13 protein-coding genes and 1 tRNA gene are annotated in these 14,596 nt (G+C 70.1%); 7 read left to right on the plus strand and 7 right to left on the minus strand.

Annotation, left to right across the window (positions count from 1 at the left end; all coding sequences use genetic code 11):
- Window positions 1–11: 11 nt before the first annotated feature.
- The 5 genes from MZC64_RS38785 to MZC64_RS38805 all read right to left on the minus strand — a co-directional run bounded on the left by MZC64_RS38785 (window position 12) and on the right by MZC64_RS38805 (window position 7,476).
- Window positions 12–977 (minus strand): hypothetical protein, encoded by a 966-nt coding sequence (locus MZC64_RS38785; protein WP_247764662.1) that lies wholly within the window; start codon window positions 975–977, stop codon window positions 12–14.
- On the minus strand, window positions 974–3,127 hold the full coding sequence (locus tag MZC64_RS38790) for a hypothetical protein (protein WP_247764663.1): 2,154 nt from the start codon (window positions 3,125–3,127) through the stop codon (window positions 974–976). The genes MZC64_RS38785 and MZC64_RS38790 overlap by 4 nt, the downstream gene beginning before the upstream one ends.
- Before the next feature lie 96 nt (window positions 3,128–3,223).
- Complete coding sequence (locus tag MZC64_RS38795; RefSeq protein WP_247764664.1) at window positions 3,224–3,802, minus strand: toll/interleukin-1 receptor domain-containing protein; 579 nt, start codon at window positions 3,800–3,802, stop codon at window positions 3,224–3,226.
- A gap of 291 nt (window positions 3,803–4,093) precedes the next feature.
- Window positions 4,094–4,951 carry an aldo/keto reductase gene (locus MZC64_RS38800; protein WP_308301117.1) on the minus strand — a complete coding sequence of 286 codons (858 nt, stop codon included), beginning with the start codon at window positions 4,949–4,951 and terminating at the stop codon, window positions 4,094–4,096.
- A 167-nt stretch (window positions 4,952–5,118) separates the two neighbouring features.
- Window positions 5,119–7,476: a GH92 family glycosyl hydrolase gene (locus MZC64_RS38805; RefSeq protein ID WP_282106565.1), complete on the minus strand. Its 2,358-nt coding sequence runs from the start codon at window positions 7,474–7,476 to the stop codon at window positions 5,119–5,121.
- A gap of 354 nt (window positions 7,477–7,830) precedes the next feature.
- Here MZC64_RS38805 and MZC64_RS38810 point away from each other — a divergent pair, with 354 nt between their 5' ends.
- Window positions 7,831–8,217, plus strand: coding sequence for a hypothetical protein (locus MZC64_RS38810; protein ID WP_247764666.1), 387 nt, complete (start codon window positions 7,831–7,833; stop codon window positions 8,215–8,217).
- A 1-nt stretch (window position 8,218) separates the two neighbouring features.
- Here the strand turns inward: MZC64_RS38810 and MZC64_RS38815 are convergent, their stop codons facing one another.
- The gene (locus tag MZC64_RS38815; protein WP_247764667.1) at window positions 8,219–8,959 is read right to left on the minus strand and encodes a Clp protease N-terminal domain-containing protein; all 741 of its coding nucleotides are present in this window, start codon (window positions 8,957–8,959) and stop codon (window positions 8,219–8,221) included.
- 84 nt (window positions 8,960–9,043) lie between these two features.
- On the opposite strand from MZC64_RS38815, the gene MZC64_RS38820 reads away from it, so the two are divergent.
- The 3 genes from MZC64_RS38820 (at window position 9,044) to selB (ending at window position 12,140) form a co-directional block, all read left to right on the plus strand.
- Window positions 9,044–9,138: transfer RNA gene (locus MZC64_RS38820), tRNA-Sec, on the plus strand.
- Between the two features lie 15 nt (window positions 9,139–9,153).
- Complete coding sequence (gene selA / locus MZC64_RS38825) at window positions 9,154–10,440, plus strand: L-seryl-tRNA(Sec) selenium transferase (protein ID WP_247764668.1); 1,287 nt, start codon at window positions 9,154–9,156, stop codon at window positions 10,438–10,440.
- A complete protein-coding gene (gene selB, locus MZC64_RS38830) occupies window positions 10,440–12,140 on the plus strand; it encodes a selenocysteine-specific translation elongation factor (protein ID WP_247764669.1) in 1,701 nt (566 codons plus the stop codon). Before selA ends, selB begins: the two co-directional genes overlap by 1 nt.
- On the opposite strand, the gene MZC64_RS38835 is transcribed toward selB, so the two are convergent.
- Window positions 12,100–12,624 (minus strand): MauE/DoxX family redox-associated membrane protein, encoded by a 525-nt coding sequence (locus MZC64_RS38835; RefSeq protein WP_247764670.1) that lies wholly within the window; start codon window positions 12,622–12,624, stop codon window positions 12,100–12,102. The two genes, selB and MZC64_RS38835, sit on opposite strands and share 41 nt — an antisense overlap.
- A gap of 88 nt (window positions 12,625–12,712) precedes the next feature.
- Between MZC64_RS38835 and MZC64_RS38840 the strand changes: the two genes are divergently transcribed.
- From MZC64_RS38840 to MZC64_RS38850, 3 genes are read left to right on the plus strand one after another with little or no spacing between them, the layout of a single operon-like run.
- Entirely contained in the window at window positions 12,713–13,426 is a 714-nt protein-coding gene (locus MZC64_RS38840; RefSeq protein ID WP_247764671.1) for a hypothetical protein, read from the plus strand.
- Between the two features lie 27 nt (window positions 13,427–13,453).
- Complete coding sequence (locus MZC64_RS38845) at window positions 13,454–13,942, plus strand: hypothetical protein (RefSeq protein WP_247764672.1); 489 nt, start codon at window positions 13,454–13,456, stop codon at window positions 13,940–13,942.
- The gene (locus MZC64_RS38850) at window positions 13,932–14,492 is read left to right on the plus strand and encodes a hypothetical protein (RefSeq protein WP_247764673.1); all 561 of its coding nucleotides are present in this window, start codon (window positions 13,932–13,934) and stop codon (window positions 14,490–14,492) included. The genes MZC64_RS38845 and MZC64_RS38850 overlap by 11 nt, the downstream gene beginning before the upstream one ends.
- Window positions 14,493–14,596: the final 104 nt, after the last annotated feature.

Here is a 14,596-nt window from a genome sequence, read left to right on the forward strand (position 1 = left end):
TTCCGTGCCGGTCAGCGTCGGCTGTCCGGCCCTGCTTCGTTCCTCGCGCCGGAGCCGTCCTCGCCGGAGAAACGCACCCGGCTCGGCCGCTGCGTTCCGTTCTGACCGTGTTCAGCAGCTGGTGTGTCGCCGTCGGCCGAGGTGGCGATGGCGGAGGTGAGCCGCGGGCGGCGGGCCAGACGTCGCGGTTCCTCGCCGCTGCTGGGCAGCCCGAACGAGCGTTCCAGCAGCCGCATCCGCTCCGACTTGGTGAAGGTCGGTTCGCTCCCGCCACCGAGCGCGCCCAGCACATCGAGGGCATGCTGTTTCTCGCGCTGATCCGCACGCTCCAGCCGGTCGAGGTAGCTGGTCGGGTCGCCACCGGCGGTGTGCAGTTCAGCGGCCGCGATACTCCGCGGACCGCCGTCCACGATCCCCACCATGTGTTCGTGTGCCAAACGGGACAGCCGATGCTTGCGCACCTGTTCGTGGATTTCCTCGCCGGTGCCCAACTGGACCGTGAAGCTACCGACCTCGATCATCGGTCCGGCGTGGTAGCCGTCGAGCAGGTCGTTCAGCTCGGCCTCGGCCGCGTGCAGGTGCAGGATGTCAAACCGGCCCGCAGTCTGGCGCAGGTCGCGGATGGTGCTCAGCCGCACCTGCTCGGCCAGATCGTGCACCCCGCGGGTGGCCACCTGCACCGGGTCGAGCACCGCACAGGTGAAGTTCACCGAGGTGTCAAAGGAGAACGACGGGTCCGAGCTGGGCAACCGGACCTCGAAACCCAGGCGGTACGCGCACATGTCCACCACGTAGTACCGCGAGTAGTTGCCGATCCTCGGCCGCGGCACCGGCTCGCCCGGCCGGACCAGGATGGGCGGCCCTGCGGCCGGTTCCAGGACCAGTGCGTGCCCGAACGGCGGTGGCTTGATCGGGTTGGTCCAGCGCGGTCCGGTCAACCGGACGATCTCCCTGACCGGGTTGTAGGTCCTGCTCATGACGGCGGTTCTCCAGCTTCTGCCAGTGCGTCGAAGATGTGCGCGGCCGAGGTCGACGGGTCGTGCTCGTCCCTGGCCCAGTTCTCCAGGTGGTATTCAAGAAGGTCGACGGCCTCATCTCCCCGGTCGGCGATCCCGCCGAAGAGGTCCAGCACGTCGGGATAGAGCGTCCAGTCCGCGTCGACCAGCCGGAGCCAGTCGCGGAGCGCGGACAGCGCCAGTGGGCGCACCGCCAGGTTGTCCAGCGCCCGGCCCCACAACTCGGGCAGCTCCGCCCGGAAACGGCCGGCCTCGGCCAGCATCGTGGGGACCGCGATCCGCTCCGCTCCGCCGGCCCCGGGAATTCCCTGTACCAGCACCACGAAGGCGGTCAGCGCCTTCACCGTGGCCTCGTCGGTCTCCTCTTCTGACCAGTCCAGCAGGGCGTTCATCGTCTCGGCGACATGCCCCTGCTCGGCGAGTGCACGCACGCTCAACCCAATGGGCGCCAACAGGTTCCAGCCACCGGTCTGGAGCAGCGTGCCCAGCAGTCGCAGTGCCCGCACCGGTTCTCTGCCGCCCAGCGGGCCGCCCAGCGCCAGTGCCGCGGTCAGCGGCGGGTACCGCCGGGCGCCCGGTGACCCGTCGTTCGCCCACTGGTTCAGCAATGCCCAGACCTGTTCGTGGTGGGTACCCAGCGCGCCGACCACGCTGAGCGCCAAGGCCGCACTCTGCCGTTCCACCGGGTTCCCGCTGGCCGCCCACGGCTGCAGAAACCTGTGCTGTGCGTAGCCGAAATCGGTGTTGGCCAGGATTCCGGCCGCGGTGGCCGCCCTGGCCCGCACCTCCACATCGGGCTGGCGGACCAGACCGTGTAGCCAGCTCAGGATGCGCGGTCGCGCGCCGTCCAGCTCGTGCCAGGCGTGGGTGAGCACGGCCGATCGCATCTGCGGATTGCGAAAGCGCAGTACCCCACCCATCGGGGTCTCGGCACCGCCCTCCCGCGTAGACTCGGCGACCTCGATCCAGGTGTGCTCGGCGAGCAGGGCGCGGCGGTAGCGCATGGTGGGCCCGCCCTGACCGGCCAGCGACCGGTTGAGGTCGACCGCGGCGTCGGCGACGGTGAGGTAGCCCGACTCGTCGAGCACCGCGGTCGCCAGCGCGATCGCGATCTCGTCCGAGGCGGGGTCGTCACCAAGCCAGGCCTCGGCCTGTTCATACGGATCACGTAGGCCCCGCAACGCCTCCGCTAGATCAGCTCCGGCGGTCAACCCCTCGATGACCGCCTTGGCGACGCGCACCGCGAAGGACGGTTGCGGGCGTTCGGCGAGCAGCTCCGGCACTCCGGCGGCGTTGAGCCGCCGTTCCAGCTCCTCCTGCCCGATGGCGGCCTCGGACTGCCGCACCCGCTCCGCGACGATCTCCAGGGAGTCCGGCTGATCGAGGTAGCCGACAAACTCCTCCCGGCGGGTGGCGGTGGCGAGCTTGCCGCGCACCTCCCCGGTGACCACCACCAGGAAGCTCTTGGTGTCCTTCAGCAACTCGCTGGTGCGGGTGAGCCAGGCGTCGTCGACTGCCTCCGTGGTGGTCGGCGGCCGACCGGCCCGCGCCTTGGCGAACCTGCGCTTCCCGTCGTCCACCACCAGGTACGCGCCGCCGGGCCGAGGCACTCGCCAGGAGCTGTTGCCGAGGGTGCTCGGCGGCAGCAGGACAAAATCCTGACCCTGCGCGGTGTCGAGCAGCATCCGCATGGCGGCCGTCTGACGACCGGTGCCGGACGGACCGGTCAGCACGAGCAGGTTCCGCTCCTCCAGCACACCGAGCGCGTCGGCGTAGCCCTGCGGTGCGACGAACCCCCTGGTGTGTTGGAAGACGTGCTCGGGGCTGAGTGCGGCCGGACCGCTGACCCGACCGGGCCGCCCGCCCCGCCGCCCGCCACCTCCCGTCACCAGGTCGCCGCCCAGGCTCACCTGGTCGTTGAACAGTGTCAGCCGGTCGACCTTGATGGTCCCGGTCGGTAGTCGCCGCACCGCATCGGTGAGGATCGCCATCGACCTGGCCAGGTCCTGGTGGTCCGCGCCACCGGTGTGCAACTGGTCGAGTGCCTCCTCCTGGGAGGCTGGTTCCGGGGGCTGGTCCGGGGCCGGCTCGACAGACTCCGGGGTCGGCATGAGCAGGGCTGCTTCCGCCGGAGGGCCGCCGGCATACTGGGGCTCCGCTGTTGACATAACCTCTCACAGGGAAATGAACGACCTGACGGCTGAGGACTAGCTGAGGTTGAAGTCGCCGGCGATGTCAACGCGCTCGTTGAATACGCCCTTCATCTCCTTCGCGTTGACCGAGATGTTGCTTTTTGCATCAGTCTTGGCCTTCGCGACCGCGGTGACACCTGGTACCACTTCCTCCAGCTGACGGAGGAAATAGGGCATATTGATGTGGTTGTCCCGCAGGTGCATCCGAACGTCATGGCGCTCGGCGAGCGGCACCAGTTCCGGGGGCAGGTCGCCGGCCTGCAGGCGCCCGGTGTCGAAGAGCACCGGGATGACCCTGATCCCGTGCGCGAACGCCTCCAGGATCTCCCTGCGCACCCAGTCGGCTGGGTCATCGATGCTGCGGGTGCCGTCTTCCTCCTGGTGAGAGAGCCATTTCTGCCCGATGACAGCGAGCAGCACGGAGCAGTTCCGCACCGCCTCAAGCATCTCGTCCCCGAACCGGTCACCGGGCGTGATGGACTTGCCGGCCCGGAAGACCTGCTCGCTGCCGAAGTGATCGGACAGCGCCTGGTCAAGCAGCACGGCCTGACTGAAGGCGTCCGCGGTCCGATAGTTGATGAAGAACTTCTCCACTGATGCGCATCCCTTACCGAGCCGGACTTCCTGGCGGCTGATTCACGCGGCACCCGAACGGCGTAGCCACAGGAGAGGACCTTGGCAGTCTGGGTTCGCCCTGTAAAGGCCTACCCATAGGTAGCCGATGTCTTTCTCAAAATTGGCCGGAAAAGATTTTCTGGACATCAGAGCGAGACTATTGCCAATTAGTGGACAAATACTGGACACGACAGGGACACGCACTGCCGACCCGGACACAGCACAGCGGCGGCCCCTGCCGGGACCGCCGCTTCAGTGATACCGCTGGACTCAGTCCGCCAGCTTGGACAGTGCCGCGAACTGCTCGTCGGACAGCGTGACCCCGGCCCCGCCGAGGTTGTCCTCCAGGTGCGCCACTGACTTGGTGCCCGGGATGGGCAGTACCACCGGGGAGCGGCGGAGCAGCCAGGCCAGCGCGACCTGGGCGGGGGTGGCGCTGAGTTCCTTGGCCACCGCGGCGACCGGGCTGTCCGGTTTGGTCAGGTCGCCGGTGGCGATGGGGAACCAGGGGATGAAGGCGATGTTCTCCTGGGTGGCGTGCTCCAGCAGGGCTTCGCTGGCGCGGTCGGTGAGGTTGTAGCGGTTCTGCACGCTGACGATCGGGGTGATCTTCCGCGCCTCCGCCAGCTCGGCCACGCTGACCTCGGACAGGCCGATGTGCTTGACCTTGCCCGCCTCGCGCAGCTCCACGAAGGCGCCAAGCTGGTCTGCCAGTGGCACGGCCGGGTCGATGCGGTGCAGCTGGATCAGGTCGATGTGGTCCAGGCGCAGGTGACGCAGGCTCAGTTCGACCTGCTGGGTCAGGTACTCCGGGCGGCCGGTGATCGTCCACTGGCCGGGGCCCTGGCGGGTGAAGCCTGCCTTCGTGGCGATGACCAGGTCGTCGCGGTACGGGTGCAGGGCTTCGGCGATCAGCAGTTCGCTGACCAGGGGGCCGTAGGAGTCGGCGGTGTCGATGAAGGTGACGCCCAGCTCGACGGCGCGGCGGAGCACGGCCAGCGCGCCGTCGCGGTCGGCCGGCCAGTCCCAGACGCCGGGGCCGGTGATCTGCATGGCGCCGTAGCCGAGCCTGCCGACCGGGAGGTCGCCACCCAGCTCGAACCGGCCGCCGAGGAAGTTCGCTGTCACTGCTGAGATCCCTGCTTCAGTTGGAGTCATATTCGGTGGTCATTGCCCACCAACGCCAGCGGGTCGGTTCCTGTTCCACGTTCGCCGGTTTTCCCGCCACCCGGGCTACGCGGTCCGCACCCAGTCGCAGCCTGACAGGGGCGCCTCCGGTCCGGTGTGCTGCTCGGTCACGGTGCGGTGGGTACCGCAGCCCGGTTCGGGACGCCGCTCAACTGGACTTTCAGCCGCGCAGGCAGGGCGTCGAGTTTCCAGTCCCGGTGCACCCGTCCGTCGACGGTGACCGACTGGAGGTACTGGCCGCTGCCGCTGGTGTCGATCAGCGTGGGCGGGCGGCCGTCCGGGGTGATCAGGGTGCGCGGGAACAGCGGGGTGGCGAGCAGGAGTTCGGCGCTGCCCGGGGTGCGCGGGAACAGGCCGAGCGCGCCGAAGACGTACCAGGCGGACATGGTGCCGAGGTCGTCGTTGCCGGGCAGGCCACCGGGTCCGGTGCGGTAGGCGGTGTCCACCAGTCGCCGCACGGTTTCCTGGGTTTTCCACGGTCGGCCGAGTTCGTTGTACAGCCAGGGCGCGTGGATGCCGGGTTCGTTGGTGGGGTCGTAGCGCAGCGGTCCGCCGCCGGACTGGAAGAATTCGTCCAGTCGCCGCAGCGCGATGTCCTTGCCACCCATGGCTTCGGCGAGTCCACTGACATCGTGGGGCACCATCCACACATAGGTGGCCGCACTGCCCTGGGCGAATCCCTGTTGACTGGCCGGGTCGAACGGGCCGAGCCAGGACCCGTCGAGCCTGCGGGCCTGGATGTACCCGGTGGCGGGGTTGAACACGTTACGCCAGTAGGTTCCGCGCTGTCGCAGTTCGGCGGATTCCTTGTCCCGCCCCAGTTGTGCCGCCCACCGGCTGAGCGCGTCGTCGGCGACCGAGGCTTCCAGGGTTTCCGCCGCCCCGCCCCAGCAGTGGCAGACGTCGTGCGCGCTGTACCGGGATTGGACATATTGCGCCAGATTCGGCCGTTGCCCAACGCACTGGCCGGGACAGCCCGCGTCCAGGAGGCCCTCCGGCCGGGGCACGGTGGCCTGCCGGTAGAGCGAGTCGAACGCGCCGGCGGCGTCGAAGCCGCGCACGCCCATGGCGTGGAAGGTGGCCAGGGTGGCGGCGGAGGGGTCGCCGGTCATCACGTGGGTGGCGCCGTTGACGTGCACCCACCGGTCCCAGACGCCGTCGTTCTGGCGCGCGTAGTTGTACAGCGACTGCGCGAAGTTCCCGGCTACCCGGGGTTGCAGCAACGCCAGTAGCTGGATCTGCGCCCGGTACTGGTCCCACCCGGAGAAGTTCCCGTACTGCGCGTCCTGTCCCGCGGCGAGCCGGTGCACCCGCCGGTCCATGCCGAGGTAGCGACCGTCCACATCGGACACTAGATTGGGTTGCTGGAAAGCGTGGTAGAGCGCGGTGTAGAACACGGTCCGCTGATCCGCGCTGCCACCCGCGATCCGGATCCGCCGCAGTTCCCGGTCCCAGGCCCGGTACCCGTCCCGCGCCACACTGTCCACAGTGTCCGATCCGCGGATCTCGCGCCGCAGATTCCCTTCCGCACCAGGAAGATCCACGTACGAGATGCCGATCCGCATCCGCACCGAACTCCCCGGTGCGAAGCTCAGATACCCGCCAGACCCTCGCCCCGCCCGGTCCGCCCCGGTCGCGTAACCCTCGCCACCACTGATCTCGGTCCCGCCCGGCGTGATCGTGCCGTCCCGCCACACCCCGGTACCGAGCACCGGCTGATCGAACTCGGCGGTGAAGTGCAGCCGGTAGTAACTCTTGCGGTTGTTGACCCCGCCGTTGGCCCGCCGCCCACAGAACGCGCCGGTGAGCACGGACCCGGTGACCCGCCGCCCGGCCGGATCCAGCCGGATGTCGGCGTCCTCGCTGCCGTTGAGCGAGTTGGAGGTGCGGAAGAGCAGGTTCGCCGGCTTGTCCGCGGGAAAGGCAAAATCGGCGATCCCGGCCCGATCGGTGACGGCGAGATCAGCCCGCGCCCCGGAAGCCAGCCCGACCGAGTACCGCCCCGGCCGCGCCACCTCATCCGCATGCGAGAAATCACTGGCGTACACGGAATCGGTGACATCAGCACTCGGCGACCCGGCCATCGCCCCCGCGTGCGGAAAGATCGGCACATCCCCCGCCGCCCCCGGATTGCACCCGGCCCCGTTGACATGCGTCAACGAGAACCCCCGCACCCGGGTCACATCGTAGGAATACCCATTGGCCGCCCCAGTCCCGGTCTGATCACCACGAGTGCTGGTCGGACTCCACGCGATCATCCCAAACGGCCGCTGCGCCCCGGGAAAAGTGTTCCCATCCCGAGCCGACCCGATCAACGGATCAACAACCCCCGCGGGCTCCCCAACCCACCCCCGCTCCCGAGCCTCCCCCACCCCACCAGCAACCACAACCCCAACCAGCCCAACCACAACCCCGCGCCACCACACCACCCCGCGACCCTCCCACACCCCCAACCCCACCCCCATCCGCTGTCCACCATCGGCCACCCACCCCACCCCCACCCGAGTGTTGGCCGTTCTCGTACGCAGTGTTGGCCGTTCCGGTACGCCTCGTTGGCCGTTGTCGTACAACTCTGCTGGCGAATCGGCGGCGTGATCCGCCCCCCTGTACCACTTGAGCCAACCGGTACGCCCACTTGAGCCAAACCGGCGTACCAGTTGGCCCAACTCGAACGCCACAACCGCCAACGCGGCGTCCACAACGGCCAACTCGGCGTACGAGATCGGCCAGCACTCGCGGGGATCGGGGGGTGTCGGTGGGCGGCGGTAGGCTGGAAATCGGGGGGCCGAGGGCCGCGCTTGATCTTGCTGGGAGCTGTGGTGGCTGAGGTTGTGGCGGGGCAGGGCGGTCCGGCTGGGCGGCGGGCGGCCGGCCTCGGGTGGGCTGTTGGGGTGGTGGTGAATCTCGGGCTGGGGGTGTTCGCGTTTTTTCCGCTGGTGTTCACCCGGTTGCTGGTGTCCGCGATTGGCTTCCGGCTGGGGGATTACTCCGGGTTCGAGGCTCGGGACGGGATTGACCTGGTGGTGCTGATGGCCGGGTTGTGCTGGGTGGTGTTCCTGCCGGTGTGGTTCTTGGCCAACAAGCCGATTGTGCGCTGGACCGCGGTGCCGCAGCGGCCGTACTGGCTGGTCGCGGCGGGGTTGCCGCTGGTGTTGTTCCTGGCGGACATCGTGTTCGGACTCGGCCTGGTGCGGGCGGTGTTCTGACTCAGCCGCGGGCCCGCTTGATGATCTTTTCCAGTTCGGCCACAGTCCAGGTCTCGGTGGCCTCGGCGGTGATGCCCAGTCCAAACAGCGCCTGGGCTCCTGGCGAGTCCTGTTCGTCGAGGATGCCCAGCAGGATGTGTTCGGTGCCGATGTAGTTGTGGCCCAGGCGCAGCGCGACCCGGCCGGTCAGTTCGAGCACCTTGATCGCGGCGGGGGTGAACGGGACCTGTTCGGTCACCTCATCCACCGGGTCCGGCAGCACCGCGGTGACCGCCGCGCGCACCTGGTCCGCGGTGACGCCCTGGGCCAGCAATGCCTTGGCCGCCAGGCCATCCGGTTCGCTGAGCAGGCCGAGCACCAGGTGCTCGGGAGTGCCCTTGCCACTCCGCGCGGTGCGGGCTTCCTCCTGCGAGGCGACCACCACCTTGCGCGCCCGGTCGGTGAATCGGCTGAACATGCTCAGATCCAAGGTCTCGCCGCCTTCCTTCGGGACGAAGCGCTTCTGCGCGGCCTGTTTGGTCACGCCCATGCTGCGGCCGATCTCGGTCCAGGACGCGCCGGAACGGCGGGCCTGGTCCACGAAGTGGCCGATGAGGTGGTCCGCGAGTTCGCCGAGGCGCTCGCCGAGCACCACCGCGTCCTCCAGCTGGTGCAGGGCGTCCAGGTTGGGGTCCTGGTTTCGCACGACGGACATGCCGCGCACGATGCTGATGAATTCGTCGAGTCGAGGTACGTTCTCCATGCCGTCAACTTTAGGTTGACGATCGCCCGCCGTCAACCCTGGGTTGACGATCAGTGCCTCTGTCAAGATGGACGGGTGGCTCAGGGAGGCGTATCCGGCCTGGTGACCGGCGCGGTCTTCAACACCGCTGAGCGGCAGCACCTGTCGCTGGCGGGTTCGATTCCCGTCCGCCTCCGCCACCGAGGGCTCCCCCGATGACCGATCCGCGCCGGCACATCCCGCGCACCGATGCCCTGCTGGCCGAGCCGGAGCTGGCCGCCGCGGCGCACACCCTCGGCCGGGACACGGTGAAGGCCGCGATCACGCAGGCCCAGGACCTGGCCCGATCCGGGCAGATCAGCCCCGGCGAGGTGGCCGCGCACGCGCTGGCCGCGTTGCCGAGGACCGCGAGCAGCCTGCGCCCGGTGCTCAACGCGACCGGCGTGCTGGTGCACACCAACCTCGGCCGCGCCCCGCTCTCCGCCGCCGCCATCACCGCGATCACCGCGGCCGCCGGCCCGACCGATGTGGAGTTCGACCTGGTCACCGGCGCCCGCGCGCGCCGAGGCCGGGACGCGCTGGCGGCACTGGCCGCCGCGGTGCCCGAGGCGGGGGGCGTGCATGTGGTCAACAACAACGCCGCCGCCCTGCTGCTGTGCGCGCTGGCCATGGCCGCCGGGCGGGAGATCGTGATCAGCCGCGGCGAGCTGGTGGAGATCGGCGACGGCTTCCGCATCCCGGATCTGTTGCGCAGCACCGGCGCCCGGCTGCACGAGATCGGCACCACCAACCGGGTGCACCTGCGCGACTACGCCGAGGCCGTCGGACCGGACACCGGGTTCATCCTCAAGGTGCACCCGTCCAACTTCCAGGTCACCGGGTTCACGTCCACTGTGGACACCGCGGAGCTGGTGGACCTCGGCGTGCCGGTGGTGGTGGACATCGGTTCCGGGCTGCTCCGCCCACACCCGCTGCTGCGCGCGGAACCCGACGCCGCCACCGTGTTGCGGGCCGGGGCGACCCTGGTGACCGCGAGCGGGGACAAGTTGCTGGGCGGGCCGCAGGCGGGGCTGCTGCTCGGCGAGGCGGATCTGGTCGAGCGGCTGCGCAGGCATCCGGCGGCCCGCGCGCTGCGGGTGGACAAACTCACCTTGGCTGCCCTGGAAGCCACCCTGCGTGGCCCGGAAACCCCGGTGGCACAGGCACTTGCCGCTGATCAAGCCGAACTACTGGCCCGTGCGAAGCAACTCGCGGCCGAGCTGGCCGAAGCCGGGATCGACGCGGTGGCAACGGAGAGCACCGCCGCGGTCGGCGGCGGGGGCGCGCCGGGGGTGGAGCTGCCGAGTGCCGCGGTCAGCCTGCCCGAGCGGTACGCGGCGGCCCTGCGGGTGCGGGCGGTGGTGGGACGGGTGGAACGCGGGCGTTGCCTGCTCGACCTGCGGACCGTTGCCCCGCAACAGGATCCAGCGTTGCGCGCGGCGGTGCTGGCGGTGCCGCGCTGATGCGGGTGGTGGCCACCGCCGGGCACGTGGACCACGGCAAGTCCACCCTGGTCCGGCTGCTCACCGGGATGGAACCGGACCGCTGGGCCGAGGAACGTCGCCGCGGCCTGACCATCGACCTGGGCTTTGCCTGGACCACGTTGTCCGGCAAGGAGATCGCGTTCGTGGACGTGCCGGGGCATCAGCGGTTCGTGCCGAACATGCTGGCCGGGATCGGGCCGGTGCCCGCGGTGCTGTTCGTGGTCGCGGCGGACGAGGGCTGGAAGCCGCAGTCCGCCGAACACCTCGCCGCCCTGCGCGCACTGGACGTCCGGCACCTGCTGCTGGTGATCACCCGCGCCGACCTCGCCGAACCGGAACCCGCTCTGTCCCAGGCGAAACAGCATCTCGGCGACGTGCCGCACGTCGTGGTCAGCGGGAAGACCGGGCAGGGTGTGGACGAGTTGCGGGCCGCGATCCTCGCGCTGGTCGACCGGCTGCCGGATCCCGAACCGGCGGCGGATGTGCGGCTGTGGCTGGATCGCTCGTTCACCGTGGGTGGTGCGGGCACGGTCGTCACCGGAACACTGGCGGCGGGCACGATCGGCAACGGCGCGGAACTCCAGCTCGCCTCCACCGGCGAGATCCTGCGCGTGCGTGGGCTGCACTCCCTGGGACGGCAGGCGGAGTCCGTGTCCGCGGTGGCCCGGATCGCGGTCAACCTGCGTGGGATCGACCGCACCGAACTGATCCGCGGGGACGCGTTGCTCACCCCCGGCCGCTGGCTCACCTCGACGGTGGTCGACGTCCTGGTGACCGCCGAGCTGCCCAGGGAACTGGTGGTGCACGTGGGATCGGCGGCGGTCCCGGTACACGTCCGTCCACTCGGGACAGTCGGTGCCCGGCTGTCACTGGCCCGGCCGCTGCCACTGCGGATCGGGGATCGGGTGCTGCTCAGGGATCCCGGGCGCGGCGAGGTGCTGGGCGGGGCGACGGTCGCCGACCTCGACCCGCGGCCGTTGCGCCGCCGGGGTGCGGCCACCGCCAGAGCGACCGAACTGACCGGTGACCCCCTGGTCATCCACTTGCGCACCAAGGGTTTCGCCCGATCCGCGGAGCTGCGGGCGGCCGGACTGCGGGAGCCAGAGCCGGTGATCGGTGACTGGCACGCCGATCCCGGGCACTGGGCCACGCTGGTCCAGGCTGTGCCAGGAGAAGTCGAGTCCTGGCAGCGAGCGCATCCCCTGGAACCCGGCATGCCCACCGAAGTACTGCGGCAGCGACTGGAACTACCCGATCCCGCGCTGACCGCGCCGTTGCTCCAGGCTGCGGGACTGACGCCCGCGGCCGGGCGAGTCGGCGCGGTGGCGTTGCCTGCTCGGATAGAGCAGGCCCTGGCCAAGCTCACGACCGAGCTGACCGCGAACCCGTTCGCCGCTCCGGAGGCCGGGCGGCTGGCCGAGTTGGGCTTGGGTGGCAAGGAGTTGGCGGCGGCGGTGCGGGCCGGACGGCTGGTGCGGATCGCCGAGGGCGTGGTGCTGTTGCCGGACGCGATGGCGCGGGCCGGTCAGGTGCTCGCCGGGCTGACGCCGCCGTTCACGTTGAGTCAGGCGCGGCAGGCCCTGGACACCAGCCGCCGGGTCGCGGTGCCGTTGCTGGAGTTGCTGGACCGGCGCGGGATCACCGAGCGGCTGGCGGATTCGACCCGCCGCCTGCGCTGAACACCGGCGCCAGCCAGGCCGTCAACGCCAGCAACACCCCGGCGGCCAGCACCGGCAGCAGCCAGGGGCCGGGCGCCGGTGGGACAAACGTGGTCACCAGCGTCGCGAGTGCGGCCAGCACGGCCCGCAGCACCGTGGCCCAGGTGGCCGGAGAACGCGCGTTGAAACAACCGCAGGGTGTACCGGGCCTGGTGCGCACCAAGATGGCCAGATAACCGGTGAAGACCAGGTAGAGGGCGGCCTGCGGGAGCACCAGCGGCCGCGGCAGCGCGGGCAGCAGCACGGTGCTGACCGTGAGCGCTCCGGCCAGGAGTTCGGACGCGGGCGTGAGCAAGGACACCGGGACGTGCAGCCGCGCCGGCAGCAGGCGCTGGGCACGGAGCGTGGCCAGGAACAGGCGGCGTTCGCGCAGGTGGCCGAGTCCGGCTACCAACAGGAGCAGTGCGGCGCCGAGCGCAGCGGCGTTGAGCACGGCGGAGAGCACTCGAAGAGGGTAGCCGGACACCCGAATGACGGCTGTTGATCGTCTCCCCCGCCGTGTTTCATGGACCAGCCCTGGTGAGAGGAAAGGTATGGCCACCCAGCAGTTGACGCTGACCGCGCCCAGCGGGCGCCGGGTGAGCGTCACGCTGCCCGCGCACACCCCGGTGTCCAGTGTCGCCGCCGGTGTCCGGTTCGCCGGTGGCGTGTACGGCACCGGCTTCCAGATCGGCCCGCGCGGCTACCACGAGTTCGCGGTCACCCAGGTCGCGCCGATGCGGCAACGAGAGCGATTCCTGGTGCACGGCAGGGAGGTCGTGGTCGCCGAGGCGGTCGACGGACAGTCCTCGCTGGCCACCCTGTTCGGTGTCTACCACGAGCTGATGACCGTCTACTCTGGACCCGCGCCGCACCGGGACGCGGTGTTCACGCTGTTCAACTCGTTGCGGGTGCAGGACACCGTGGACGGGATGATCGTGCGGCCCCGCGCGGCCACCATGCTGGACCTGATGCACGAGCAGCTCATGCTCGCCGTGCGCGATCACGGTTCGCTGTCCATTCCCGGGCCCGGCCAGGCCGCCGCGGTCACCCCGCGCTTCGCCGGGGCCCGCACCAGGCACGGCGAGGTGTGGAAAACGCCGTACCCGGGCGCGGAGGGCTCGGCGCGGGCCAGTGATCACGCGTTTGTGCTGGGCTGCCCGGCGGGCACGGCCGAGGTGCACCTCAGCGACACCACCGTTACCTCCGAACGGCAACGGCTCGACTGGTTGAACGAGATCAACGTCGTCTGGCACGACGCGAACTGAGACGGGTACCCGCCGATGTCACCGGCCATGGCTTTCAACATCATCACCTGGGTCGCGATCCTGGTGCTGTTCCTCGGACTCGCCGCGGTGCTGCGGGAGATCCGGTTGCTGCGCAACGAGGTCCGGCGCAGTCCGGACGCCTTCGCGGCCGCGCCGCCGGAGCTGCTGCTCGGCCCGCGGTTCAGCGGGCGTGGGCGGCGGATCGTGCTGGCCGCGGACTCCGGCTGCCCGCTCTGCCTGGCCGTGCTGGAACGGCTGCTGGCCGTCTCGCCCGGCTCGGTGCTGCTCACCCACGAGCCGGAAGCGTTGTGGGCCAGGGTGTCCGGGCAACTGGAGATCGTCAGCGACCCCGAGGTGTGGCGTGCGGTCTCGCACCTGTCGCCGCCGGTGCTGATGCTGGTGGACGGCTCCGGCCGGGCCGAACGCGTGCACCTGCCGGTGCGGGTGGCCGAGGTCGACACGGTGCTGGCCGAATGGCAGCAGATCGTGGTGCGGGGGCACGCCGATGCCGCTTGACCTCAACGACATCCCCGGCCTCGACCAGGCCCCGGCGGACGCGAAACCGACCACGGCGTTGCGGCGACTGGACTTCACCGGCAGCCGCCGCACCCTGTTCAAGGCGATCGCCCTGGGCGCGGTGACGGTGGGCGCGAGCGCGCTCAACCTGTTCGGCGCGCGGCCGGCCGCCGCGGAGACCGGTCCGTACGGCCTGTCCGGCTGGGACCGCAACGACTGCAAGGACGCCTACCCCACCGGTTACGCCGAGGTGGGTGACACCACCGGCGCCTACGTCAACACCTACGCCGCCTGCCTCTCCGGCTATTGGCGCGGATCGGTGTACTGCGAGGCCGGCTGGCACAAGTACGGCACCTACCAGAACGGCGCGGTGCAAAGCCAGCATGTGCCGATGTCCACCTCCTGCGGCACCTCCACCATGAAGAACTCGTGGAAGTGGACCACCCCGGACGGCAAGGTGTGGCGCTGCTCGGACGGCCACTCGACGTACTGGGGTCCAGGCCACAATGGACAGACCTACCTGACGATCTGCCGGGCCTTGGTCCAGTGATCCGGCGGCGCTGGCATCCTCTGGTGGGAGCCGCCGCCGTACTCACGCTGGCCGCCGCCGCGATGGGATTGCCGGTGCTCGCGGGCTGGCTGGCCATGGGCGCG

The organism is Crossiella sp. S99.2 (genome assembly GCF_023094165.1).
GTDB lineage: Bacteria > Actinomycetota > Actinomycetes > Mycobacteriales > Pseudonocardiaceae > Crossiella.